Raw genomic sequence first — 25594 nt, 5'->3', positions numbered from 1 at the left:
GTGGCCTATCCCTCAGTTGAAGCAAGACTTGTCTCTAGTCAGTGTAGACCAAGCGTCCGCGGCCACTGCGTTTGGCGGCATACAGTCTGTGGTCGGCGGTTTTCAGCGCATCGCCGAACTTTCCGCCTTCCAGCTGCGCTGCTCCGATGCTGGTCTTCATCAAGTGTTCGTCGCCGTCCTGCCGGACGGGTGACGTCTGAATAGCGTCCAGAAGGTTTTGCAGCCCTTCGACGACCTCAGCCTCTTTCTTGTCCCGGAAAACGATGCAGAATTCGTCGCCGCCGAGCCGCGAGACAATGTCGCCGTCGCCGGCGAGCTTCATCAGATGTCGGGCAAAGCTGACCAGAACCGCATCGCCGAAATCATGCCCGAGTGAATCGTTGATGGCCTTGAAGGAGTCGAGGTCCAGCAGGGCCAGCCAGTGCGCGCGCCCTTCGGAAGCCGGCCAGGACTCAATCGCCCTGGTTGTTTTCTCCAGCAGATAGCGGCGGTTGTGGAGCCCTGTGAGAGCATCCCGCATCGCCATGTTGTTGAGTTCTTCGATCCGGTAGATGTAATCGAGGTTCTGCGACACCCGCAGCAGCAGTTCTTCCGGCGGGCAGTTCTTGTCGACGAAATCCGCCGCGCCGTATTTCAGGAACCTCACCCGGTTGTCCGGATTGGCATAGGACGACATGCCGATGACGCCGACTTGTTCCGGGGCATGTACCCGGCGAGCCGCCTTCAGAAAGGTAAACCCGTCTTTGTCCGGCATGAAATAGTCCGCCAGAACCAGCTTGATGTCCTTGTGCTCCTTCAGGGTCTGAAGAGCTTCGTCGGCGGAGGCCGCCTGATAGATCTTGTAAAGATGTTTGCCGACGATGTTCGAAATCAGCTCCCGCTCGACTGCTGAATCGTCCAGAATCAGAATGCCGATCTTCGGGTTCTGAGCCAGCTTTCTGATCAGGTCGGCGACATAGTTCAGGCTGCCGGGGGAATCTTTCAGAACATAGTCGATGACGCCCTTTTCCAGAAACTTGCTTCGGGTTTTCGGGTCGAACCGGCTGGTGAAAACGATGGTGGGAATGTTCCACTTTTCGCACAGGTCGACGATTTCGCCATCCGGCGCGTCCGGCAGGGTCAGGTCGACAAGAGCGAGATCGGGTTCGCCAATCGGCAGATTGAGGCAGTTTTCGGCTTCTTCGTAGCTTCTCGCTACCATGATTTGATTGCGGCCAACTTCATGCAGTTTCTTGACGATTGCCTTCTCGAAAAATGCTGCGTCCTCAACAACAAGGGTAGTTTGCATCGAGTAGCCTGTTCTGCCAGCGTCTTACACAAGGTTCCATTCTACTTCGAGAGCTGTAACTCGAAGTGGTTCCGACAATCACAGTCGCGCGAAAGTATTACAATACATTATACATTGTAGGGTTTTACAGATCGGTTACCGTCGCGCAGGCGTCTTCTGCAGGCAGGGGTTCGCCGTTGATGGCCCGGCGCAACATGGGCAGGATATCGTCTACGGACCGGGCAACAAGATAGGGAACTTCCGTGTCCGGACGGATGTATCCCTGCGCCCGCATGTGATCCAGAAGTTCCAGCAGGGGCGACCAGAAACCGTTGATGTTGGCCAGTGCGACCGGCTTGCGGTGCTGGCCCAACTGAGCCCAGGTCATCATTTCGACAGCTTCTTCCAGCGTCCCGACGCCGCCGGGCAAGGCGATGAAGGCGTCGGCTTTTTCGAACATCAGATGCTTGCGTTCATGCATGTCGCGCGTGACGATCAGGTCTTCCAGCGTGTCGAGCATCACCTCGCGTTTTTCAAGGAAACGCGGAATGATTCCCGTCACCTTTCCGCCGGCTTCGAGCGCGGCGTTCGCCACCGTTCCCATGAGGCCGACAGATCCGCCGCCGTAGACAAGTCGAAGACCAGCCTCGGCGATGAGCTGTCCCAGACGCGTGGCGGAGGCTTCGTGTGCCGGGTCGGACCCAAAGCTGGACCCGCAATAAACACAGACGCTTGTAAGCTGATTTTGAGAAACCGTATTCATGACGCAAAGATGTGGCATTCAGACCGGCAAAAGGTCAAGCATTCTGTTTGAGCGGCCCTGGTTCTGAACCAGGTTTTCTTGCCGCGCCCGGAAAAGACGGTTATGCATGAAACGGGATCTGAAGATGGCCGGTAACAAAGCAAAACAGGGCTGGCAAAGCCAGGGGATCTGCTGAGACAGGCAGCACCCGGAAGGGTGTAAACAGGGGAACGGATTTGGAGAGCGCCGCATCAGCTGGCAGCTTTCCCGGCGGGACGCAAAATGAACAACAAGACACTCATCTGGACTTTGATCGTAGCCGTGCCCGTAGGCCTGGCTGCCCTGGTAACAGGGTATATTTACCGCGACACAGGGCATCTGCCATTTCAAAACGACGCCGACATCGCCGCAACACCGACCGTTTCCGGCGACAAATCGACTGCGCAGCAATCCGCTGGGTCGCAAACAAACGCAGATGACACGGTAGAGAAAACCGCTCAGGCGCACACCGCGAAAGACGAGCCGGCTGTGGACGCTGCAAAAGCCGGTCCGCATTTTGACGTTGTCGGGGTGGAGCCGACCGGGGAAACGGTCGTGGCCGGCCGCTCTGTTGCAGGTGCAATAGTTGCCCTGACCGCAAACGGCAAGGTAGTCGGCAAGAGCATCGCCAACGAAGTGGGCGAATGGACCATCATTCTGGATGAGCCGTTGAAGCCGGGCGACTATGACGTTGGCCTGGAAGTACATGATGACACCGGAAAGGCGATTGCCACCTCCGAAGAACGGCTTGCCGTTTCGCTGCCCAAAGGCGGCAAGGAACAGCCCCTCGTGGTGCTGAACACGCCTAATGGCCCGTCCGACATCCTGCAGAAACCTGCGACCGAACAACAGGTTGCCTCGGCAACGACCGCAACATCTGCTGAAGAAGGCACTGCCGCGCAGGCAGAAGGACAAGCCTTGGAGACTGAATCTGCTGCCGGCAAAACACCGGCAGAAACAGCCGCGAGTGTGGCTAAAAACCAGCAATCAGCTTCCAAGGCGCTGTCCACGGCACTGAACGAAAAAGCTGCGGACGTCCAGGACCAGACCGCAGTTGCGTCCGCCGAAACGAAAACAAACGGCATCACTGCTTCCGCTTCCTCGGCTGAAGCCCAAGGCCAACCAGCCACAGATACGCCAGCTGGAGCGACGGAAGTTGCGTCAGCGCCAGCGGCGGGTGCAGCTCCATCTACCGACGCCCGCCAGCAGGCAGCGTCTGACACGGCTGATGCTGGCGGGCAGCAGGGGAGCAGCACCGTCGTTGCCTCTGCCAGCAAGGATGAAGCGGCTGCCGTTCCCGAGGCGGCTGCTGACGCCCCGACCGTGACCGTCGAAGCTGTGGAATCCGAAAAGGACAAGGTCTTCATCGCTGGAACCGGAGAACCGGGCTCATCCGTCCGCGTATATGTCGACGACGATTTTCAGGGTGAGGCCAAGGTCGGCTCGAGCGGCAAGTGGCTCGTTCAGGGTGGCAAGAATGTTGACGAAGGCAATGTCGAGATCCGCGCCGATCTGATTGGCGAGGATGGCAATTCGGTCGACGCTCGTGCAGCTGTTACCTTCGAGAAGGAAGAAGACAAGCAGATTGTACTGACAAAGGTCATCGCAAGCGGCGAGGGAGCGGGGGCTGAAGGCCAGGGAGCGGAAGTCAAGAAGTCCCTGCCGGTGGTGATCATCCGCAAGGGCGACAATCTTTGGCGCATCTCCCGTCGTCTTTATGGCGAGGGCTTCCGCTACACCACGATCTACAAGGCCAACCAGGAGCAGATCCGCAATCCGGACCTGATCTATCCGGGACAGGTGTTCCTGACACCTGAGGGCGATCTGAACTGGCCGAAGCCGAAAGGAAACAACGGTTGAAAGCCGGCGGTTCCCGCTGAAGACATCGCGTCACACAACGGGACGACATTTGCCTGGCCTGACCGAAGGCCGGGCAAATTGCCTAAGTCCTTGGATTATTTCTAATCTTCCAATGGAAAACCTGGGAAGGACCGGCATCGGTGCTCTTCAGACAGGGCTCGACAGGACGCCTTCGCGAAACGTGAGCAACAAGGGGCGGGGTTTGAACGAGCCTTGGCCTTTTTGCCGCGGCCCCTTGTCTTTCTTGCCTTTCATCGCATATCAACGATGAAACAAATAATTGTAATGAGGAAACCGCCCCATGAGCGGGACGGATCTGCCGGCGGGTGGAAACAGCAGGGACGAAACGGAAGATCTTGCAAGCTGCGAGAAACTTGCGGCTATTTTCCGCGCGCTTGGACATCCGGCCCGGCTGGCAATCATCCAGCAGCTTGCAAGCCGGAAGGGCGCTTGCTGCGGTGAGATCGTCAGTCATCTGCCATTGGCCCAGTCGACCGTGTCCCAGCACCTGCAGGTCCTGAAGGATGCAGGGCTCCTGTTGTGTGACACGCGGGGCAGAAACTGCCACTACGCGCTCAATTGGCAAATGCTCAGGCAGGCCGAATGCCGGACGAGTCATTTCTGGGAGCGCCTGAATGCGGTGCAGCCTGAAGAGACAGAGCAGCCAGCCGGCTCACATTCGGTTTCCACGACAGACTAACCCGAACGGCCGCCTTCTGTGGCCTGGAGATTTTGTGTGAACGATCAGTCAGCGACCACGCCGCAAAAGCCTACGGCTGCGGCTTCCGGCAGCCAATCCGCTCAACCGCACATCCGCAAGCCCGTCAATGCAGACGATGGCAGTATCTTCGCGACGCTGGCCAATCTTTGGCCCTACATCTGGCCGTCAAACCGGCCGGATCTCAAGCAGCGTGTCCTGTTCGCCATCTTCGCATTGATCATTGCCAAGATCGTGACGGTCCTGTCGCCATATTTCTTCGCCTGGGCAACGGATGCGTTGACGGGGGAAGACTCAAACCTGCCTGCTTTTCTTGTGGCTCCGGTCATGCTGGTGCTTGCCTATAACGCGGCCCGCGTCATGGCGGTGGCTTTCAACCAGTTGCGCGATGCCCTGTTTGCCCGGGTCGGACAGCATGCCGTGCGCCAGCTGGCGATTCTGACGTTTCGCCACTTGCACCAGCTTTCCCTGCGCTTTCACCTTGCCCGGCGGACAGGCGGGCTCAGCCGGGTTATCGAACGCGGCGTCAAGGGCATTGAGTCGATTGTCCGCTTCACCATCTTGAACGGCATCCCGACGGTTCTGGAATTTGCCATCATGGCGGCGGTGATCTGGTACCAGTTCGGCTTTTTCTATGTTGTCATCGTTGCGGTGATGATTGTTGCCTATGTCTGGTTCACCATCAAAACCTCGAACTGGCGCATCAGCATTCGCCGGGAAATGAATGACAGCGATACGGATGCCAATTCCAAGGCCATCGACAGTCTGCTCAACTTCGAAACGGTCAAGTATTTTGGCAATGAGAACATGGAAGCCGAGCGCTTCGACGTGTCCATGGCAAGATACGAAAGTGCCGCAACGAAAACCTGGACGTCCCTTTCCTGGCTCAATTTCGGCCAGGCGGTCATTCTCGGGATTGGTATGGCGGCCTGCATGGGGCTGTCTGCACAGGCCGTGTTGGCGGGCGAGCAGAAAATTGGCGACTTTGTCCTGATAAATGCCCTGCTGATGCAGATTTCCATTCCGCTCAATTTCATCGGCTTTCTCTACCGGGAAATCCGTCAGGGCCTTGCGGACATTGAATCGATGTTCGACCTGTTGATGGTGCCGGCCGAAATCGAGGACAAGCCGGATGCCAGCCCGCTGCAGGCTGTTGAAGGCAAAATTGCCTTCAAGAACGTACACTTTCATTACGATGCCGACCGACCAATTCTCAAGGGGATCGATCTTGAGGTTCCAGCCGGCAAAACGGTCGCCATTGTTGGGCCTTCCGGGGCAGGCAAATCGACGATTTCCCGTCTTCTGTTCCGGTTTTACGACGTCACCGATGGCGCCGTGGAGATAGATGGTCAGGATGTGCGCGACGTGACCCAGGAAAGCGTGCGACACGCCATCGGGATGGTTCCCCAGGACACCGTGCTCTTTAACGACACGATTGCCTACAACATTCGCTATGGCCGCCCGGATGCCAGCGAAGAGGAAGTTCGGGAGGCCGCGCGCATGGCGCAGATCCACGACTTCATCAAGCGGCTGCCGCAGGGCTATGACGCAGAGGTCGGCGAACGCGGACTGAAGTTGTCGGGTGGCGAAAAGCAGCGTGTCGCCATCGCCCGGACGATCCTGAAATCGCCACCGATCCTTATTCTTGACGAGGCAACCTCGGCGCTCGACACCCACACGGAACGTGAAATTCAGTCGGCCCTGGACGAGGTTTCGCAGGATCGGACGACGCTGGTTATTGCTCACCGCCTGTCGACCGTGGTGAACGCAGATCAGATCATCGTTCTGGAAGCCGGCGAGATTGCCGAGCGCGGCACCCATCAGGAACTGCTGGCCAAAAACGGTCTTTATGCGTCCATGTGGGCCCGCCAGCGCGAGGCCGACGAAGCCGAAGAACGACTCCGGGCAGCGCGTGAAAACGACGAACTTGGCATCGTCACGCGTGGCCAGAGGGCAGACTACGTTCCGGCAAAATAAGGTGGTAATACCGATGCGTCGTCATCGCGGCCAGGCAAAGCGCAGGCCGAGTTTGAGAAAACATACGCGCCCGCAATGATGCCGATCTGTTTACGAGATGTCAGGGCTCAGCGAGCCCTCTGGTCTGTGCTTCGGTTTGTGCTGAATGACAGGCCGGGAAATGGCGGTCTCTGCTCAGGCAACTCGAACCGTTGCCTGTCTCAGGTCATTGTCACAAGCTACCTGGTCTGTTGAAGGCATTTGAAAAGCAGGGGCAGTTGCTGCCCTTCTAAACAACAGGCTTGAGACTGCACCTGCCAGGTGACGCAGCTCGGCGTGGCGAGCCGCGCGGGCGCGGGCTTCAAAAATATCTCCTGTATGTGTCATGGCGCTCTCCATCGCTAAGGGTGTGAGCCTTTGTCTCATATTGCCAACTTTCGAAGAATGAGGCTTACATAGAAGTAATTCTTCGAAAGGTTGGAATAATGAGGCTGGAAGACCTGCAGTTTTTTGTCCGTATCGCGGAACTTGGCAGCATGGCTGCGGCCGGGCGGGAAATCGGCCTGTCTGCATCGGCGGCCAGCACACGCTTGACCGGTCTCGAAAAGGCTTTCGGATCCCAGCTTTTTGCCCGCACCACCCGGCGCACGACACTGACCGAGGCCGGGCGTGTGTTGTTGCAGCACGCGCGTACTGCGGTTGGCGAAATCGAGCAGGCCCGCTCCATACTGGAAGCGTCAACGGAAGCTCCGCGCGGTACGCTCCGCTTCTCCTGCAACACATTTTTCGGTCGCAAACACATTCTGCCTTATCTGGTCGAATTCCATGACCTTTATCCGGACATTCGTCTGGAAATGGATTTTTCCGACCGGATCGTGGATGTCATCGAGGAAGGCTACGACATGGCCGTGCGGGGCGCGCCGCTTACCGATTCCTCGCTGCTCGCCCGCAAGCTTGGCGGTAATCCCCGGGCCTTGTGCGCCTCTCCGGACTATCTGGCCCGCAAAGGCGTGCCGCGCACACCGGAAGATCTTGCCAATCACGATTGTATCGCCATGGCATCCATGCCGTACTGGTATTTCAACGGACCGGACGGAGAGATTGCCTTTGAGGTCCACAGGCCGATCATGAAGGGGGACAGCGGGGACCTGACCTATGATGCCGCGCTTCACGGCCTCGGCCTCAGTCTGAAATCGCTGGCGCATGTCTGGGAGGATCTGCGCGACGGGCGGCTGGTCGCCGTCCTGCAGGATTATACGATTGCCCGCACAGGGGCGATCTGGGCTGTCTATCCGCCAAGTCAGTTTGTCCCGCCCAAGGTGACGGCCTTTGTCGATTTTCTGATTTCCAAATACGGACGGCCACCCTATTGGGAGAGTGACTACCGAACGGCTTCAGCCACCAAAAACGGGTCGTAAACCGTGTGGTTTTCAAGAAAAGCCGGTTCTCTTTGCCTTGAAAAGCCACTAGAAGCGGGGCAGAAGCTAACGCGCAAAGGGTGCGTTCTGCCCTTCGCCGCGACCGCGCCTGCCGGCAGGCAGCAACCGAAAGTGAAGATAACAGTATGTCGATAGTCGATTCCGTCTCCAAGGCCATGGTGCCGATCCATCGTGAAGGCTGGCCCTTCATTGCGATTGCTCTGGTGGCGACACTCGTTATCGGCTGGTTCATCGATCCCCTGTTCTGGATCGGGCTCTTGCTCACTGGGTGGGTCTGCTATTTCTTCCGCGATCCCAAGCGGGTGACACCGGTGGGCGAAGGACTGGTGATTTCCCCGGCCGACGGTGTCGTAAGCCTTGTCGGCCTCGCACGTCCGCCTGCGGAGCTGGAACTGGGCTCCGAACCGCTGATGCGGGTCTCTGTTTTCATGAATGTGTTCAACTGCCATGTGAACCGCGCGCCCGTGGGTGGACGGATCGAACGGGTGGCTTATCGCGCCGGCAAGTTCCTGAACGCCGAACTGGACAAGGCCAGCGAAGACAACGAGCGAAATGGCCTGGTTATCGACACGGGACATGGCCGCATCGGCGTTGTTCAGATTGCCGGTCTGGTGGCCCGCCGCATCGTCTGTTTCGTGCGCGAAGGTGAAGATCTCTCTGCGGGCGAGCGGTTTGGTCTGATCCGCTTCGGATCACGTCTCGATGTCTATTTTCCGGCTGACACCCAGCCGAAGGTCGCCCTGGGCCAGACGATGATTGCCGGGGAGACCGTGCTGGCCGATTTGTCCGCGCCGCAAGGCCCGGCGCAGTCCCTGACCCGAGTAAGCTGAGGCTATCGTGAACGAAACGCCCGAGCATGGCCAATCCGACGCCCGCAGGACACCGCGTTTCCGGCGTGTGCCGCTGCGTCTGATCATTCCGAACATGGTGACCCTGTTGGCGCTGTGCTCCGGTCTCACAGCGGTCCGCATGGCCTTCGAGGAGCGCTGGGAATTTGCGGTGGGTGCCATTCTGGTGGCTGCCGTGCTGGACGGGCTGGACGGCCGTGTAGCCCGAATGATGAAGGGCACGTCGCGTTTTGGAGCGGAACTCGATTCCCTGTCCGATTTCGTCAATTTCGGCGTAACGCCGGCCTTGATGCTCTACCTTTGGATCCTAAAGGATGCCGGCAACATGGGGTGGATCGCGGCACTGATCTTCGCTATTTCAGCGGCCCTTCGCCTGGCACGTTTCAATGTCGCGCTGGATGACCCGAACAAGCCGGCCTGGGCGTCGCGCTTTTTCACGGGGGTTCCGGCACCTGCCGGGGCGCTGACAGTGCTCCTGCCGCTTTATCTCGACTTCCTTGGCCTGTTTCCCCACTGGTTTGCAGATGATGCTTTCGTTGCGGCCTACACCATCTGCGTTGCTTTCCTGCTGATCAGCCGTTTGCCGACCTATTCCGGCAAGACGCTCGGAACGAGGGTACGCCGCGACTTTGTGCTGCCATTGTTCCTGGTCGCCGTGCTGATCGTTGCCATGACTGTCTCCTATCCCTTCCGCATGCTTGCCGGAGGCGCTGTGCTTTATCTGCTGACCATCCCGTTCTCTTGGCGGGCGCACAGAAAACTCATTCTCGCCGATGCCTCTCTGGGTCTCGATGACGATGGCGACGAATGCGATACCGATCTCGACAACATCGCCGACAGGGACAAGGACCACGGCGGCTGACGCGCTCCTGATCGCAAATCGGGTTTCAGCGAACGGTTTTCTGGTTCAATTAGGCCTCCTCACCAAATGAGGAGCCTTCTCATGCTTGATGGAAAAACAATTCTGATAACCGGCGCCAGCAGTGGCATCGGAGCGGCTGCCGCGCGTCTTCTTGCCGACGCAGGTGCGAACCTGATGCTGGCCGCACGGCGGGGAGACCGTCTTGAAGAGGTGCGGTCGTCATTGCCTCATGCCTCAAACCGGATCGCACTGTTCGTTGGCGATGTCTGCGATACCACATTTTCCGAAGCTTCCGTGAAAGCGACGCTCGATGCTTTTGGCGGTCTCGATGCTGCATTCAACAATGCAGGCACACTTGGAGAAATGGGGCCAGTGCCGGACATGAGCCTTGAGACCTGGAACCATGTCGTTGCAACCAATCTCAACAGCGCCTTTCTGGCTGCCAAATATCAGATCCCGGCCATGCGAGAGCGGGGAGGCGGTTCGATTGTGTTCACCTCGTCTTTCGTCGGCCATGGCATCGGTTTCCCGGGCATGGCCGCCTATGCAGCAGCGAAGGCGGGACTTGTCGGCCTGACGCAGGTTCTGGCCGCAGAACACGGACCGGAAAACATCCGCGTCAATGCGTTGCTTCCTGGCGGCACAATGACGGACATGGCTGGCAACGACCCGGCTTTCCACGAGTACATAGCCGGCCTCCACGCCCTGAAGCGGATGGCAGAGCCTGAAGAGATCGCCAAGGCGGCTGAGTTCCTGTTGTCGGACGAAAGTTCCTTCGTTACCGGCTCAGCCATGTTGTGTGATGGCGGAAATTCTATCTTCAAAGGCTGAATGGACGAATGAAACGGTTCGGGCGATGACCCGGACCGTTCGTTGTCGCTGACAGGCTAAAATGCGCTCAGTCGCAGGGAACATGCACGAGCGGCACATTCACTTCGGTCGCACCCTTATGAATTTCTGTTCCGTGACGGCCTTGCCCCACTGGTCGCCGACGTATTCCTCCGCAAGGGTGAAACCGTTTTTCTCGTAAAGCACACGCGCCGCGTCGAGACCCTTCAGCGTCCACAGGTGGATTTCGTCGAACCCGAGGCCGTCCGAATGATCGAGGGCTTTCTGGAGAAGGGCTCTTCCCAGTCCTTTGCCACGCAGGCGTTCTGACAGGATGAACCAGCGCAGATGGGCGATGTTGTTGCCGAGATCTTCGCCGTCAATGGTGATCGATCCGATGACAGCCCCGTTTTCCAGTACGCTCCAGCTGTTGTTCATGGGGTTGCCGACCCGCGGCATGAATTCGGCCATGGCTTTTGAAACCACGCTTTCAAAGGTCGGGCCCATGCCGATGATGTGGCCGTGGGTGCGGGCATGCATGCTGGCGATGTCCCCGATCATCCCGGTTTGATAGCCCTCGGCGATGGTGAATTGCGGCTGATGTTCGGCTTGCGCTTCCTGCGGGATGGCAAGAGCCTCAGCATAGGCAGACATGGCGTCGCAAATTTCCTGCGCCTTGTCGCCATTGATCCGGCCGAGAGCCCTTCGGGCTTGAGCGTCGCCATAGCGGTCAATTTTTGAAAAAGTCGCCTTTCCGGCTTCCGTCAGGTTCAGGCCAAACGACCGGCCATCACTGTCAGACCGCGTTTGCGTGATTTCGCCGCGTGCTTCCAGTGACTTCAGCAAGCGGCTGATTGTCGATTTCTCGAGTTTGAGTCTTGTCGAGATTTCCTTAGCGGTAATGCCGGGGTTCAGCCCGATCTCCATCATCGCATGGACGCCTGAGCCTGACAGGTCGGTACCGGCAATGGTCTTGTCCAGAAAACCGAATTCGCGGACCAACTGGCGGGACGCTGCACGGATATCGCTGACAAGGGTGGGGGAATGCTGGGACATGCGTAAACCTATATAGTTGTATATTGCAACTATATGACTGAGGAAGCAGAAGTTCAAGGGGACACGGTGTGTTCGAACTTTGAAACCCGGATTTTTCATCAACGAAAAAGGCCGCCGGAAACCGGCGGCCTTTTGACGAAGGTTCTTGGATTATTCCGCTGCGTGCGGAAGATCCTCCTGCGGAGGAGCTTTCGGCTGCGAAGGCGATGGCATGGACACCACCTTTGCTGCCGGGCGCTGTTCGGCCTGATCGCCGAGAGCCACCGGTTCCGGAGTTTCTTCCGCTGTGCCTTTTCCAGACTTGGACCGGAAGTAGGCGACGGTTTTGCGGAAGACGCCAGCCCACACACTCGGCACTGCGATCATGACCGGGATCATCAGCAGCGTCAGCAGCGTAGAGAAGGCGAGACCGGAGATCACCGCTGTTGCGAGCTGCACCCACCAGACCGCCGTGATGCCGCCGAATGAGGTCACCTGATTGAAGAAATCGAAGTTGATCATGGTGGCCATGGGCACCAGGCCGGCAATGGTGGTGATCGTTGTCAACAGGATCGGACGGATACGCTGGGCGGATGTTTTCAGGATCGCGTCCACGGGTTCAAGGCCATCTTCAAGAAACCTGTTGTAGGTGTCGATCAGGACGATGGCGTTGTTGACCACGATGCCGGCAAGCGCAACAACCCCGGTCCCGGTCATGATGATCGAGAATGGCTGATTGGTTATGAGCATACCGAGCAACACGCCTATCCCCGAAAGAACCACCGTCGAGAGCGTCAGGATGGTCTGGTAGAACGAGTTGAACTGCGTGAGCAGGATCAGGAACATCAGGAATAGCGAAGCAACCATTGCCTTGATGAGGAACACACCAGATTCCTGCTGGTCCTCATCCGCACCGCGGAACTTCAGGAAGACGTTTGCAGGCCATTCCTGCGTATCCAGCCATTTCTGGAGCGCGGCAACCTGTTCTGTCGGGTTGGAACCGCTTTCCGGGTTGACTGCCGCCTTCACGAACATGGAATAGAGCCCGTCGCGGCGCACTATCTCCGACACCTTCTGGGCCGGTTGGCGGCTGATGAAGTTCGCCAGCGGCACAAGCCCGAGCGGCGTCTGCAGGCGAAGCTGGTCGAACCGGTCAATGCTCCGTTCGTTTTCCGGCAGGCGCACACGAATGTCCACCTCGTCCTCGCTGTCACCAGGACGATAGGTACCGATCAGGACGCCGTTGGTGACAAGCTGAACCATGTTGCCGACGGAAGCAATGCTCGCCTGGTAGCGGCCGGCCTGCTCCCGGTCGATGGAGATCTGCCATTCGATGCCGGGCAGGGGACGGTCGTCCTCCTGGTTCATCAGTGTGTCCATGCCGTCGACATGCTCGCGAATGCGGGCGACTGAGGCAACCATGTCGTTGTAGTCCGTCGACTTGATCTCCAGCTGGATGTCCTTGCCCGTTGGGGGACCGCCTTCGATCTTGCGGGTCTCAACCTTGATGCCGGGGATATCCTTGGTTTCGGCACGGATGTCTGCGAAGATATCCTTTGCCTCCCGGCGGCAGCAGAAGTCTGCAAGTTCGATGTTGATCTCGCCCATCACGTCCGCGGGCTTGTCCTGAACATCGCCGACGGACGGGCCACCGGAAGAGCCTCCGGGTGTAAACGCGTTGGTGATGACGTTGTCGACACCCGGAATGGACAGGACCCTGTCTTCTACCTGCACGACGAGATCACGGGCTTCCGAAGCCGACATGTTGCCGCGACCGGAAACCAGAACCACCGCCTGCTCCGGTTCTTCATCAATGAAGAACTGGTAGCCGGTCGGGTACATCATAAACACACCGACAACCGCCACACAGCTGCCGATCAGTAGGACAATAGCGGCGATATTTCCGAGCGGGTTGTCTGCAAACATCTTCAGGATGCGCACATAGACACCCGTAAATCCGCGCACCTTCCTGACGTCGAACGCTTCGGAGCCGGATAGCGTGGCTGCCTCAGCCCGGTCGAGTGCAGTCCGTTTGGCAGCACGCGCCTGCGACCAGCGCACATAGGGGCGCAGCAACTTGTAGGAGACGAAGGCGACGAGAACGAGGAACACCAGCCCGCACACTATGGCAATGCCGAAAGCAACGCCAGCGGGCACGGCGCCTTCCAGCGCCATCGGAACGAACGGACCAAATGCGACGATGATGCCCGTCAGGACGCCAAACGTCAGCGCCAAAAGCACTGCGGCATACCGGTTGAGGAAGTGCGATAGCTGCGCCAGGATGCCACCTGTTACCGGCAGGAACACCATTGCGGTGAACAGCGAGGCCGTCAGGACGATGATCACCATGATCGGCAGGTAACTCATGAACTCGCCAGGTACACCCGGCCAGAGCAGCATGGGCAGGAATGCCACCAGCGTGGTCGCTGTCGAGGAGACGATAGGCCAGAACATCAGCTTTGCGGCGCGGATGTAAGCCTCGCGGTCTTCCATGCCTTCCTGGATCTTGCGGTCCGCATATTCGGTCATCACGATCGCGCCGTCGACCAGAAGCCCCACGGTCAGCACGAGACCGAACATGACCATGTTGTTGACCGTATAGCCGACCCCGCCGAGGATCAGGAAGCCGACCATGAAGGAGGTTGGGATCGCCAGCCCGACAAGCAGGGCCGACCGCATTCCGAGCGCCGCCAGAACCAGGATCATCACCAGGAAGATCGCGGTCAGGATCGACGACTGCAGCGAGCCGAGCACTTCGTAGATGTTGTTGGACTGGTCCAGCATCATGTCGACGCGAATGGTTTCCGGCCAGTCCTTGGAAGCATGTTCGACAACTTCACGGACTGCCGCGTTGTTCTCGATAATGTTGGTTCCGATGCGCTTGACCACCTGCAGCGCGATGGCCGGGTTGCCGTTGACGCGCGTATAGGCGTTGGGGTCCTTGAAGGTACGCCGGATCTCGGCGACATCCGCAAGCGTCACAACACCTTCACCGCTTTGTTTCAGCGGCAGCGTGTAGACATCTTCCGCCGTCTCGACGAGGCCGGGAACCTTCACGTTGAACCGGCCCTTGCCACCGTCGATAAATCCGGCGGGAACGAGCTGGTTGTTCAGCTGCAGGGAGTTCAGCAGCTCCTGCTGGGTGATCGAGTACGATTCCAGTTTCTGGGTGTCGATCAGGACTTCCAGCAACTCTTCGCGGTGTCCGGTCAGATCCGCAGACCGAACGGTGTCGATTGCCTCGATCTCGTCCTTGAGCCGCCGGGCATGCTTGTAGAGCGTGCGCTCCGGCACGTTGCCGGACAGCGCGATGATCATGGTCGGCGCAAGCGCGAAGTTCATTTCCGTGATCGTCGGCTCTTCGGCCTCTTCCGGCAGCTTGCTCTTGGCCTGGTCTACCTTGTCTCGCACGTCCGCCAGCGCCTCGTCCTTGTTGAACGAGATGTCGAACTCCAGCACGATGCCGGCATGACTTTCGGCGGCAATCGCTGTGATTTCCTTCAACCCGTCAAGGCCGCGCAATTCCGTTTCCATCGGCCGCACGAGCAGGCGTTCGGAATCTTCCGGAGAAATGCCCTGCTGGGTGATCGAAATATAGAAGATCGGCAGATCGATGTCCGGACTGGCTTCCTTCGGGATCGAGATATAGGTGGCCACACCGGCGACAATCAGCGCCAGCATCAACACGAATACCGTCTTGGGGCGCCGGAGGACGCCTTCGAGCATGTCTATCATTGGCTCACCTCTGCCGTCTCAAAGACCGGTTGAACGAGCTCTCCATCCGAGACGTATTCCTGCCCAACAGTGATGGCGACGACCTCATGGGGAAGTCCGCCAACCCACATTCCGTCCTGATCTCCGCCCAGCACCTTGACCGGGTAGAAGACGGTCTTGTTGTTTTCGTCGACTGCGCGAATGCCCACCTGGCCCGCATCATTGAGGGTCAGGATGGCGGGCGAAATCTTGTGCGCCTTTTCTGCCGCCAACTCCAGTTTTGTGACCGCCGTAACGCCATCCCGGGCCTTGCCGTCCGGATTGGGCAGCTCGACCTCGATGCGGAAGGTTTTCGTATCCGGATTTGCGGTCGGCGAGATGTAACGAACCTTGCCGCTGAGCGTTTCTCCCGTCACGAGGGTAACCGTTGCCGGCATGTTCAGCGTAATTTCGGAGATATTGAGTTCCGAGACTTCGCCGATGGCAATCATCGGATCAGAATCGACAACGGTCGCGCAGATGCCGCCTTGTTCTAGCTGGCCACCGATTTCAGCCATCGGGCTCTGGATGACACCGCCAATCGGCGAGCGAATGACCGTGTGCTCCAGCTCCTGTTCGGCTTCTATGAGGCGTGCCTTGGCGGCATCGAGCTGAGCCTGCAGGGCCGCTACACGGGTTTGGGCGGTAAAGCCCTTGCTGTTCAGCTGCGTTGCCGCCTCATGATCCAGTTCCGCCTGAGCCAGCGCGGCCTTGGCCTCCAGAATGCGCGACTCCCGCGAGCCCTTGTCGAGGACGCACAGCACATCCCCGGCAGCAACGTGAGCGCCTTCCTGTGCCGGGCGTTCCACGACATCGTCCGTTGTCTTGGACCTGACGGCGACCTTGGCTTCCGCCTCGGTGCGACCGCGCACCTCCAGAACGGCCCGCCGGTCCTGCGCTACCAGACGCTGAACCTGAACCCGAAACGTTTCATCGGTGGCCTGGCTGACCCGGAGGGCAGGCGGCGGGGTTGAGTGCTCGCTGTCGCCGACACCGCCGACAACAACCGTGCCGCTATACATCCAGAAACCGATACCCGCAGCAATGCCGGTCGCCAGGAGGTAGGAAAACTTTACTCGCATTTATCTAAAGCTCCGAAAGGTCTCGCTTACTCAGCGGCCGCCGCAACCGGCTGTACCGCTTCTTCGGCAATCTTGATCAAGGTCTCGCCATGGTCTTCCAGATAGGCGAGATTGAATTTCATGCAGGCAATCCCGTAGTCACGCGTCCATTTGGATCCGGGGTGGGCGATTACCTGGTCTTTTTCATTGTCTGTCAGCAGGCGCAACTCGGCTTCTACCTGCGCCTTTCGCCGCTCGACCGCCCGGCGGATCACCTCGGGAGGTAGCTGCGCGGCATTGAGAGCTATGAGCAGAAAGGGAGACTTGAAGGTGTCCGGTGCCTGGGGATCGCACAGGGAGTGGATGAAGTCCTCACGGCCGGCATCGGTTATGGAATAGACCTTCCGGGCGGGCTTGCCTGCCTGCGGTTCCTCACGCACGGTCACGAACCCTTCAGACTCCAGGCGCGCCAATGCCGGATAGATGGAACCGAAGCTCGCATCGTCGAAATAGCTGAACCGGCCTTCGGTTGATTCCTTCCGGATCTCGTATCCGGTGGCATCTCCAAAAGACAGGATCGCAAGACAGAGGCTGCGTACACTCATTCACCACTCCGCGCCTGGAGGGCGTCCTCCCGGCATGACAGCCTTCCTACGAGCCTGGTTGCGATCTGGATGAGACAAGCAGTTTCGTGAGAAGTCATATGTTGGTCCGATATATCGAACAAATATATGCTTCCCTATTGGTAATCAAGAGTGCGCCGCACAATTCCCGGCTTGAAGATGAACAAACCATGAGCTGACCTTCAAATTTATCCAATTCGGTCTATTTGACAGCTTGTTGCCAGGTGACGATCGACGCTAGGCTGGCACGACAACGCAACTGAATTGGAACCACAGGGAGTGTTCGGCATGAAGACGTCAATAAAGGCCCTGGTTCGCCCGAAGCTTCCGCGTGACCCGCTGTTCCGTCTGCTTGCGGTCAATGGCCTCGCAGGAACGGCAATAGCCGGACTCGTTCTCGGGGGCATCTTTCTTGGCAATATCGGTAATCTGAGGGTTCTGGTAATGTCCGCTGAAGATCCCGTGCTGCCGGTAATCATGCTGGCCTTCGGCCTGTTCATAACCCTTGGATCCGTTGTCATGGGCTCAGCTATCATGCTGCTGGGCCAAGGCGGCCAAAATGGAAATGGCAAGGGTGGGGGCGCAAGGCGCAGACCGCCTGTGTTATTCACCGGACAATTGAAGCCCGTGCCGGTTCCCGCAAAAGCTGGATACAGGCACGATCTGCGTCGGTGAACCGTTTCAGGCAGTTCGACACCTTGCGTAAACGGTCAATGAGCAAGTTGCTGGTAGACTGACGTCGTCTTGGCAGACGCCGTTGGCTTTGATCCAAGATCAGCAAACAAGGTCATGGCCGCAGCTGCTAGAAGTAGCAGCATTCCGAGGGATGAGAGCCTCATCTCACCGGTCCTTTCGATCATGACATCCTCCGTTTTGATGCAGAGGCTATACAGCCGCAGGGTATAAAGCCCCGGTAATACGTCTTGTAAAATTTTACATACATTCAATTACCTACATGAAAAACGGGCAGGGTCTCATTCCTCTGCTCCCGATGCATCCGTCTGAAGTTGCAATCAACGAACCTGCGGCGCCTCCTGAGCCATTAAACGACACGAAATCGAGGAGGCCAGCGCAAGTCCCCGCGACAGACGCGGCCATTAACCATCGACAGCGAAAAACATGTCATTTCTGCAAGGCCAGGTTGCAGCTCTCTGAGGTTTCTTATACGACCAATGGTAGTTTAACGCTTTGTTAATCAATTGTTGGGGTTGTAATGCGATTTCTGGTTCGGAACTTGCACATATTTGTTTTCACAAGTCTTTCAGCGTCTGCTGCCTTATGGGTCGCAAGCAACCCGCAAAGGGCAGCAGAGTTGGCGCGCCCTCTGGTTGAAGATGCTGTCGAGCTTCAGGTGATGGCGAAAAATGCCTATCGCGAAATCCGTGAAGTGGATCTGCGGGAAGCCGCGGATGAGGCTGTTTCCTACTATGTTGCGACGCTGCGTATGCCCAGTCTGCTATTCGAGCGGCTGGCCGATCAACTCGACGACGTCAACGACAGGCTGGAGCAGCGGACGCAGGCGGGACGTTCCTCGCGCACGGGGCTCCCGACCGACCAAGATCGTCCAGTCTCGGTCAGGTCTGGCCCGCACCCGCGCCCGGGAGAGGGCCATCTCGTTTCAATATCGATCTGATTTCGAAACGAAAGGCTTCAGGCAGCCGCCAGGGCCAGCGCAATGCCCTGACCGACACCGATGCACATGGTCGCAAGCGCCAGGTTTCCGCCACGCTTTTTCAGTTCCAGTGCCGCTGTTCCGGTAATTCTGGCACCAGACATCCCCAGCGGATGGCCGAGGGCGATCGCCCCGCCGTTCGGATTGAGGATATCGCTTTCTTCGGGCAGGCCAAGGTCCCGCATCACGGCAATACCTTGTGCGGCGAAGGCCTCGTTGAGTTCGATCACGTCGAATTCCGGTAGCGCAATGCCCAGGCGTGCGCAGAGCTTGCGCGTCGCCGGTGCCGGGCCGATGCCCATGATTCGCGGTGGTACACCGGCAGTTGCCCCGCCAACAACGCGGGCAATCGGCGTAAGATTGTGTTTTTCCACCGCAGCTTCAGAGGCAATAAGCAACGCGGCTGCGCCATCATTCACGCCCGAGGCGTTGCCTGCGGTCACCGAGCCGTTTTCCCGGAACGGTGTCCTCAACGCGGTAAGGGCCTCCAGCGTTGTAATTCTGGGGTGTTCATCCTTGTCCACCAGGATCGGATCGCCCTTGCGCTGCGGGATCATGACCGGCACGATTTCTTCTGCGAAACGGCCGGATTTCTGAGCCTCGGCAGCCCGCTGCTGGCTGCGCAGGGCGAAGGCGTCCTGGTCCTCGCGTGAAATCTGAAACTGTTCGGCGACGTTCTCTGCCGTTTCGGGCATGGAATCGATCCCATACTGGCGTTTGAGAAGCGGATTGACGAACCGCCAGCCGATGGTCGTGTCGAAAATGTCTGCCGACCGGGAATAGGCTGCCTCGGCCTTGGGCATCACGAAGGGCGCACGGGACATGCTTTCGACACCGCCAGCAATGGCCAGATCGATTTCGCCTGCCTTGATTGCCCGTGCCGCGGTGATCACCGCATCCATTCCCGAGCCGCAAAGCCGGTTGAGTGTCAGGCCCGGAACGGTGTCTGGCAGACCAGCCAGCAGTGCCGACATGCGCGCGACGTTGCGATTGTCTTCACCGGCCTGGTTGGCGCAGCCATAAAAAACGTCGTCTACCTCCGCCCAGTCCGTATCCGGATTGCGCTCCATCAGCGCATTGATCGGAATTGCACCAAGATCGTCGGCGCGGACTGAGGACAGCATGCCTCCATAGCGTCCGATGGGAGTGCGGACATAATCGCAGATGAAGACATGGTGCATGAGTGAATTCCTGTCCGTGGCAGTGAGAACGGCGTTTGGAGAAAGCCCGATTTAGATCTTGCCGTAAAGCATTTATCAAGGCAAAGACACATCACGCAAATACGTAAGGAATAACTAAGTTTGTGATGTTTCCGAATGGCGCCGGATATCGTCTTCCTGCAAATAGGTTCCGGACTGCACCTCGATCATCCGTACCGGGATCTTGCCTGGATTATGCAGCGTGTGTCGCGCCCCGAGGGGCACATAGGCGGACTGGTTTTCACTCAGCAGCCTGGTTTCTCCGTTGATCGTGATTTCGAGTGTACCAGACACCACCACCCAGTGCTCTGTCCGGTGAAGGTGACTTTGCAGGCTCAGCCTCTTGCCTGGCTTGATCATCATGGACTGCACGGCAAAACGGTCTCCGGCGTTGATCCGTTCCGTGTAGCCCCACGGGCGGTAGGACCGTGGATGCCGGTCAACCTCGTGCCTGCCTTCCGCCTTAAGCTGTTCCACCACGGTCTTGACGTCCTGAGCGTTGTCCTTGTGGGCAACAAGGACGGCGTCGGTGGTTGCGATCACCATCACGTCTTCAAGCCCGATGACGGACACAAGGCCGCGTTCGGCGTAGGCCAGGCAATTGTCGCTGTCGAGAAAGCGTGCATCACCCAGTCCGGCATTGCCCTGGGCATCCTTGTCCAGCACCGTCCAGATGGCAGACCAGGACCCCAGGTCGTCCCATTGCGGTGAAACCGGGGCGCAAACAACGTTGTCGGCCTTTTCCATGATCGCGTAGTCAATGGAAATATTATCCATCGCTTCGAAGGCTTCCTGGTCAAGCCGGGTGAAATCGAGATCTCCGTGCCGTGTCTTCATGACGTCGACGATTTGCTCGTAGAGGTCCGGCTGGTGCTGCTTGAAAGCGTCGACCATGGTCGTGGCCGCATAAAGAAAGATGCCGGCGTTCCAGACGTAACTGCCATCCTCCAGGAAGGCATCGGCCCGCTCCTGATCTGGCTTTTCGACGAAGGCCTCCACTGGCCTCACGGGCTCCGATCCGCCCGCCACTTTGATATAGCCGTAGCCGGTGTTGGCTTCACTGGGCTGAATTCCGAAGGTAACGATCTTGCCCGCCCGGGCTGCTTCCTGGGCCTGCTGGACGGCCTGCAGGAAGACGTCTTCTTTGCGGATCAGATGGTCGGACGGCAGAAGCAGGATAAGGGCGTCGGGGTCCGTTTCAGCGGCGATCAGAGCGGCGATCAGGGCAGGCGGGGCGGTGTTGCGTCCGACCGGTTCCAGCAGGATTGACAGGGCTTCCAAGCCAAGTTCGTTGAGCTGTTCCCCGATAAGAAAACGGTGCGCGTTGCTGCCGATAACGATGGGAGCGGCAAAATCAGGATGGTTGACCCGCTTGCAGGTCTTCTGAAAGAGACTTTCCCCGCCAAAAAGTGGCAAAAACTGTTTTGGCCGGTCAGTGCGTGACAGCGGCCACAGCCGCGAACCGACACCGCCGGACAAAATACAAGGGAAAATCATGTTTTGGTTCCTGTGCTGCTTCTGTAAATGAGGCTCTCGCGGGCAAATCACGCTTGCGCTGAGTGATATTCAGCCGAGGGACAAGTTGCAAGCAAGTGGCTTGAACGCTACATACGTAATAACGTAACGCCGGGGCGTTGGTTCCCATTGAGCGCAGCAGGCTTTCAGGACTATGACAAATTCAGACACCAGGCTTGTTCAGCTGGACCGTGCCGGCATTCGCAAGGGCGGTGATTGGCTCGTGCGCGGTGTTGATCTTTCAGTCTCGCCCGGTGAAATCGTGACGCTGATCGGCCCCAACGGCTCCGGCAAGTCGACCACGGCCAAGATGGCCCTCGGTATCCTGAACCCGAGCGAAGGACGCGCCGACCGCAAACCCGGTCTGACAGTCGGCTATGTGCCCCAGAAACTCGCCATAGACTGGACTTTGCCGCTGACAGTTGCCCGGTTCATGCGTCTCACCAATTCCTTGTCCGACGCCGAGTGCCGCGCGGCGCTGGCCCGCACGGGTGCCGAAAGGCTGATGACATCGCAGATGCGCACGCTCTCCGGCGGAGAAATGCAGCGCGTCATGCTGGCACGTGCGATTGCCCGCAATCCCGGCCTTCTGGTGTTGGACGAACCGGTGCAAGGTGTGGATTATGCCGGCGAGATCGCGATTTACGATCTCATTTCCGAAATCCGCAAAACGCTCGGCTGCGGCATTCTGATGATCTCGCACGATCTTCATGTGGTGATGGCGGCGGCGGATCAGGTCATTTGCCTCAACGGCCATGTCTGCTGCCGTGGGACACCCTCGGATGTCAGCCGCGACGACCGGTATCATGCGCTGTTCGGCAACCGGCGCAATGCAGCGATTGCGGTATACGAACACCATCACGACCATGTGCATCTGCCCGACGGAAAAGTGCGCCACGCCGATGGTTCCGAGTGTTCCTCCTGTTCTGGCGAGCACCATCACCCTTCGCACGGCGATGCGTCGGCGGAAAAAGAGGGCGGCATTCGAAATGCTGGATGATTTTTTCACCCGTGCGCTGATCGCCGGCATTGGTGTAGCCCTTGTTGCAGGGCCTCTTGGCTGTTTCATCATCTGGCGGCGAATGGCCTACTTCGGCGATACACTGTCCCATGCGGCTCTGCTGGGAGTGGCCCTGTCGCTGCTCCTCAACGTCAACACCACCCTGGCGGTTGGAGCCGTTTCAATCCTTCTTGCAATCGTGCTGATGGCCCTGCGGCGCAGCGATACGCTTTCTTCCGATGCGTTGCTTGGCCTGTTGTCCCATTCCGCGCTGGCTCTGGGCCTGGTGTGTCTTGCCTTCATGACCTGGGTGCGGGTCGATCTGCTGGGCTTGCTGTTTGGCGACATTCTGGCTGTAACACCTTTGGACATTGCCATGATCTACGGCGGCGGCGCGCTGGTGCTTGCCGTTCTGGTGATCATCTGGCGCCGCCTGTTCGCCGCAACCGTCAGCCCCGACCTTGCCGCGGGGGAGGGCCTTGAGCCCGAACGCGCAGAGTTCATCTTCACGCTGCTAACGGCCATCGTCATCGCCATCTCGCTCAAGATCATAGGGGCGCTGCTGATCACCGCGCTTTTGATTATTCCGGCTGCTACCGCGCGCCGCTTTTCAGCATCACCGGAGCAGATGGCCGTCATCGCCGCCTTGATCGGAGCTGCCGCCGTCGTCGGCGGGCTCTACAGTTCACTGAACTACGATACGCCGTCGGGGCCCTCCATTGTCGTTGCGGCAATGGCGCTTTTTGTCGTCAGCCTTGTCCCGGGTGTGCAAATCGTGAGAAGGGTGACATCAAGTACGAAAGGAGATCGTCCGTGAGCGTTGAGACACATCCCGACCTGACCAAGAACCAGGCCCTGGTGTTCGGCTCATTGTCGGACGCGGGCGGACCTCTGACGGCTTATGCGATTCTGGATCTGTTGCGCGACAGCGGGTTCCGTGCGCCGCTCCAGGTCTACCGGGCACTCGACAAACTGGTAGAATACGGAATGGTCCACCGCCTGGAAAGCCTGAATGCTTTCGTCGCCTGTTCGCACAAGGGCTGCTCAAGCCATGGCACGGCAGCTTTCGCCATCTGCGAAAAATGTGGTGTCGTCAGTGAGTTTACGCCGGACAAGGCCATGTCCTTGCTAAGGGACTGGACAAAGAGCGAAGGCTTTCAGCTGTCCCGGACGACTATCGAACTGCGCGGCACTTGCAGGCAGTGCGCCGTACCGAATTGATCCGCGCCGCACGTCCCGGCATCCAGTCGATTTCCTGGACACGGTCTTTGCCCTAGGATGTCTGCATCGATTCTTGGGAGATGTTCATGGCAGACAGTTTGGGCATCGGAATTATCGGATGCGGCACTATCTCAAAGACCTACTTTGAGCTGGCGCCGAGGTTCAACGGCCTTGAAATCAGGGCCTGTGCGGATTTGAACCGCGACGCAGCGGAAGCACGTGGGTCTCAATATGGCGTGCGTGCACTTACCGTGCACGATCTGCTTCTTGCTGATGACATTGATCTGATCGTCAATCTCACCGTTCCTGATGCCCATTATCTTGTGTCCCACGAAATTCTGGCGCACGGCAAACACGTCTATTCCGAAAAACCACTGGCCTTGTCGATCAAGGACGGACAGGCGCTTGCTGATATCGCCCGCAAAAAACACCTGAAGGTCGGATGCGCGCCGGATACGTTTCTGGGCGGGGCGCATCAGATTGCCCGCAAGGCGGTGGACGAGGGGCTGGTTGGCGAGATCGTCGGTGGAACATGTCATGTCATGAGCCGCGGCATGGAGCACTGGCACCCCAATCCCGATTTTTTCTACAAACCCGGTGGCGGCCCCATCCTCGATCTCGGACCATATTATATTGCCGCGCTTCTCAATCTGATCGGTCCGGTCAAGCGCGTGTGTGCCATGGCGGGCACGCCGTTCAAGACCAGAACGATTGGGAGTGGTGCTCGAAAAGGCGAAAAGATCGACGTTACCACCCCAACCACGATCCATGCCATCCTGGAATTCCAGACAGGTGCCAAGGTGACGCTGACGGCCAGTTGGGATGTTCTGGCACACAAGCACCAGCCGATGGAGCTTTATGGAACCAGGGGCACTCTCTTTCTTGCGGATCCGAATTTTTTCGGCGGGGAGGTAAGTCTGGCTGCCGAAGACGGAACATCAAGGCCACTCGATGGCGCGATGCATCCCTTCGGATCGGCGAATGTCAATGACAACGGCACGCCGCGCGCCAACTACCGCTCGGCAGGTCTGGCCGATATGGTCCAGTCGATCCTCAAGGATGACGAGGGCGAGTTCCGCTGTTCTCTCGAACGGGCCCAGCACGCGGTTGATGTCATGGTGTCCATTCTGAAATCGGCCGAAACAGGAACTTTCGTGGACATTGAGTATCAGGCCAGCCGCCCGCAAGCCCTTGGGGCCGCAGAGGCAGGCAAGTTGCTTGCCTGAAGCCGGTTGCGGCGGCTTCGTCAGCCTCCTATCTTCGCGGCGAGGGACGCCTGGATATCGAGGGCGAACGCCCGTCTGTGGGCAAAAGAGGGAGAGCGGGTATGGCCTTGTTGATCGCCGGCCTGGTGCTGTTTTTGGGAATTCACACGCTGCCGATGTTTCCGGCAACGCGCAACCGGCTGGTCTCCGGGCTTGGCGAGGTCCCCTACAAGGGGCTTTACACGCTCTTGTCGTTCGTTGGTCTGGGCCTGATCGTCTTTGGCTATGGTGCGGCCCGCTTCCAGGGGCCTCCGCTGCTCTATGACCCGCCGTTCTGGCTGCGTCACGTCACCATGCTTTTGATGGTGCCCGTGTTCATTTTCCTGGTGGCGGCCTATGTGCCTTCCCGGATCAAGACGGTCATGAAACATCCGATGCTGGTGGCGGTTAAGCTGTGGGCGTTTGCTCACTTGCTCGCCAACGGGGATCTGGCGTCGGTGCTTCTTTTCGGCAGTTTTCTTGCCTGGGCAGTGGCCGACCGGATTTCGGTAAAGCGCCGTGGGCCGGGGGCAGGGCAGATCGGTGCATTGGCGTCGGCAAAGCCTGGAAAATACGCGGACGTTGTCGTGATTCTGCTGGGTCTCGTTCTCTACGGACTGTTCGTCTGGAAACTGCACGCGCTGTTGATCGGCGTACCGGTGATGTGATAGCCGCCGCAGTGCTTGAAATTACGTGAGAAATCCGGCATTTA

22 protein-coding genes are annotated in these 25594 nt (G+C 58.5%); 14 read left to right on the top strand and 8 right to left on the bottom strand.

Annotated elements, in window-relative coordinates; genetic code table 11:
• Nucleotides 1–34 precede the first annotated feature (34 nt).
• On the bottom strand, nucleotides 35–1288 hold the full coding sequence (locus AC2A6O_RS02370; RefSeq protein ID WP_498925579.1) for a GGDEF domain-containing response regulator: 1254 nt from the start codon (nucleotides 1286–1288) through the stop codon (nucleotides 35–37).
• A gap of 124 nt (nucleotides 1289–1412) precedes the next feature.
• A complete protein-coding gene (locus tag AC2A6O_RS02365) occupies nucleotides 1413–2048 on the bottom strand; it encodes an LOG family protein (protein WP_498925578.1) in 636 nt (211 codons plus the stop codon).
• Between the two features lie 243 nt (nucleotides 2049–2291).
• Between AC2A6O_RS02365 and AC2A6O_RS02360 the strand changes: the two genes are divergently transcribed.
• The 7 genes from AC2A6O_RS02360 (at nucleotide 2292) to AC2A6O_RS02330 (ending at nucleotide 10562) form a co-directional block, all read left to right on the top strand.
• On the top strand, nucleotides 2292–3908 hold the full coding sequence (locus tag AC2A6O_RS02360) for a LysM peptidoglycan-binding domain-containing protein (protein ID WP_498925577.1): 1617 nt from the start codon (nucleotides 2292–2294) through the stop codon (nucleotides 3906–3908).
• Nucleotides 3909–4209: 301 nt separating this feature from the next.
• Nucleotides 4210–4608, top strand: coding sequence for an ArsR/SmtB family transcription factor (locus tag AC2A6O_RS02355; RefSeq protein ID WP_498925576.1), 399 nt, complete (start codon nucleotides 4210–4212; stop codon nucleotides 4606–4608).
• Between the two features lie 111 nt (nucleotides 4609–4719).
• A complete protein-coding gene (locus tag AC2A6O_RS02350; protein WP_498925911.1) occupies nucleotides 4720–6603 on the top strand; it encodes an ABCB family ABC transporter ATP-binding protein/permease in 1884 nt (627 codons plus the stop codon).
• A 464-nt stretch (nucleotides 6604–7067) separates the two neighbouring features.
• Nucleotides 7068–8000 (top strand): LysR family transcriptional regulator, encoded by a 933-nt coding sequence (locus AC2A6O_RS02345; protein ID WP_148584236.1) that lies wholly within the window; start codon nucleotides 7068–7070, stop codon nucleotides 7998–8000.
• Between the two features lie 80 nt (nucleotides 8001–8080).
• Nucleotides 8081–8851 (top strand): phosphatidylserine decarboxylase, encoded by a 771-nt coding sequence (locus AC2A6O_RS02340; protein WP_498925575.1) that lies wholly within the window; start codon nucleotides 8081–8083, stop codon nucleotides 8849–8851.
• Between the two features lie 67 nt (nucleotides 8852–8918).
• Nucleotides 8919–9731 (top strand): CDP-alcohol phosphatidyltransferase family protein, encoded by an 813-nt coding sequence (locus tag AC2A6O_RS02335; protein ID WP_498925910.1) that lies wholly within the window; start codon nucleotides 8919–8921, stop codon nucleotides 9729–9731.
• 81 nt (nucleotides 9732–9812) lie between these two features.
• Nucleotides 9813–10562 (top strand): SDR family oxidoreductase, encoded by a 750-nt coding sequence (locus AC2A6O_RS02330; RefSeq protein WP_498925574.1) that lies wholly within the window; start codon nucleotides 9813–9815, stop codon nucleotides 10560–10562.
• A 99-nt stretch (nucleotides 10563–10661) separates the two neighbouring features.
• Here the strand turns inward: AC2A6O_RS02330 and AC2A6O_RS02325 are convergent, their stop codons facing one another.
• The 4 genes from AC2A6O_RS02325 to AC2A6O_RS02310 form a co-directional block, all read right to left on the bottom strand.
• Nucleotides 10662–11615, bottom strand: coding sequence for a helix-turn-helix domain-containing GNAT family N-acetyltransferase (locus tag AC2A6O_RS02325; protein WP_498925572.1), 954 nt, complete (start codon nucleotides 11613–11615; stop codon nucleotides 10662–10664).
• A 150-nt stretch (nucleotides 11616–11765) separates the two neighbouring features.
• Nucleotides 11766–15329 carry an efflux RND transporter permease subunit gene (locus AC2A6O_RS02320; protein WP_498925571.1) on the bottom strand — a complete coding sequence of 1188 codons (3564 nt, stop codon included), beginning with the start codon at nucleotides 15327–15329 and terminating at the stop codon, nucleotides 11766–11768.
• Nucleotides 15326–16429 (bottom strand): efflux RND transporter periplasmic adaptor subunit, encoded by a 1104-nt coding sequence (locus AC2A6O_RS02315; RefSeq protein ID WP_148584231.1) that lies wholly within the window; start codon nucleotides 16427–16429, stop codon nucleotides 15326–15328. The genes AC2A6O_RS02320 and AC2A6O_RS02315 overlap by 4 nt, the downstream gene beginning before the upstream one ends.
• 26 nt (nucleotides 16430–16455) lie before the next feature.
• Nucleotides 16456–17013 (bottom strand): helix-turn-helix transcriptional regulator, encoded by a 558-nt coding sequence (locus tag AC2A6O_RS02310; protein ID WP_148584230.1) that lies wholly within the window; start codon nucleotides 17011–17013, stop codon nucleotides 16456–16458.
• A 306-nt stretch (nucleotides 17014–17319) separates the two neighbouring features.
• On the opposite strand from AC2A6O_RS02310, the gene AC2A6O_RS02305 reads away from it, so the two are divergent.
• Nucleotides 17320–17706, top strand: coding sequence for a hypothetical protein (locus AC2A6O_RS02305; protein ID WP_148584229.1), 387 nt, complete (start codon nucleotides 17320–17322; stop codon nucleotides 17704–17706).
• Nucleotides 17707–18343: 637 nt separating this feature from the next.
• Complete coding sequence (locus AC2A6O_RS02300) at nucleotides 18344–18664, top strand: hypothetical protein (RefSeq protein ID WP_498925570.1); 321 nt, start codon at nucleotides 18344–18346, stop codon at nucleotides 18662–18664.
• Nucleotides 18665–18681: 17 nt separating this feature from the next.
• Here AC2A6O_RS02300 and pcaF read toward each other — a convergent pair whose 3' ends face one another.
• Entirely contained in the window at nucleotides 18682–19884 is a 1203-nt protein-coding gene (gene pcaF, locus AC2A6O_RS02295) for a 3-oxoadipyl-CoA thiolase (RefSeq protein ID WP_498925569.1), read from the bottom strand.
• Nucleotides 19885–19998: 114 nt separating this feature from the next.
• Nucleotides 19999–21399, bottom strand: coding sequence for a mannose-1-phosphate guanylyltransferase/mannose-6-phosphate isomerase (locus AC2A6O_RS02290; protein ID WP_498925568.1), 1401 nt, complete (start codon nucleotides 21397–21399; stop codon nucleotides 19999–20001).
• A gap of 172 nt (nucleotides 21400–21571) precedes the next feature.
• Here AC2A6O_RS02290 and AC2A6O_RS02285 point away from each other — a divergent pair, with 172 nt between their 5' ends.
• The 5 genes from AC2A6O_RS02285 (at nucleotide 21572) to AC2A6O_RS02265 (ending at nucleotide 25550) form a co-directional block, all read left to right on the top strand.
• Entirely contained in the window at nucleotides 21572–22417 is an 846-nt protein-coding gene (locus tag AC2A6O_RS02285) for an ATP-binding cassette domain-containing protein (protein ID WP_498925567.1), read from the top strand.
• Nucleotides 22407–23234 (top strand): zinc ABC transporter permease subunit ZnuB, encoded by an 828-nt coding sequence (znuB, locus tag AC2A6O_RS02280; protein WP_498925566.1) that lies wholly within the window; start codon nucleotides 22407–22409, stop codon nucleotides 23232–23234. The genes AC2A6O_RS02285 and znuB overlap by 11 nt, the downstream gene beginning before the upstream one ends.
• Nucleotides 23231–23638, top strand: a complete 408-nt coding sequence (locus tag AC2A6O_RS02275; RefSeq protein WP_148584223.1) for a Fur family transcriptional regulator — start codon at nucleotides 23231–23233, stop codon at nucleotides 23636–23638. The genes znuB and AC2A6O_RS02275 overlap by 4 nt, the downstream gene beginning before the upstream one ends.
• Nucleotides 23639–23724: 86 nt before the next feature.
• Complete coding sequence (locus AC2A6O_RS02270) at nucleotides 23725–24864, top strand: Gfo/Idh/MocA family protein (protein ID WP_498925565.1); 1140 nt, start codon at nucleotides 23725–23727, stop codon at nucleotides 24862–24864.
• 101 nt (nucleotides 24865–24965) lie between these two features.
• Nucleotides 24966–25550 carry an NnrU family protein gene (locus AC2A6O_RS02265; protein ID WP_148584221.1) on the top strand — a complete coding sequence of 195 codons (585 nt, stop codon included), beginning with the start codon at nucleotides 24966–24968 and terminating at the stop codon, nucleotides 25548–25550.
• Nucleotides 25551–25594 lie beyond the last annotated feature (44 nt).

Source organism: Labrenzia sp. ATLA3, from assembly GCF_057180185.1.
Note: the sequence above shows the minus strand (reverse complement) of the source record. Positions and strands in the feature narration are given on the sequence as shown.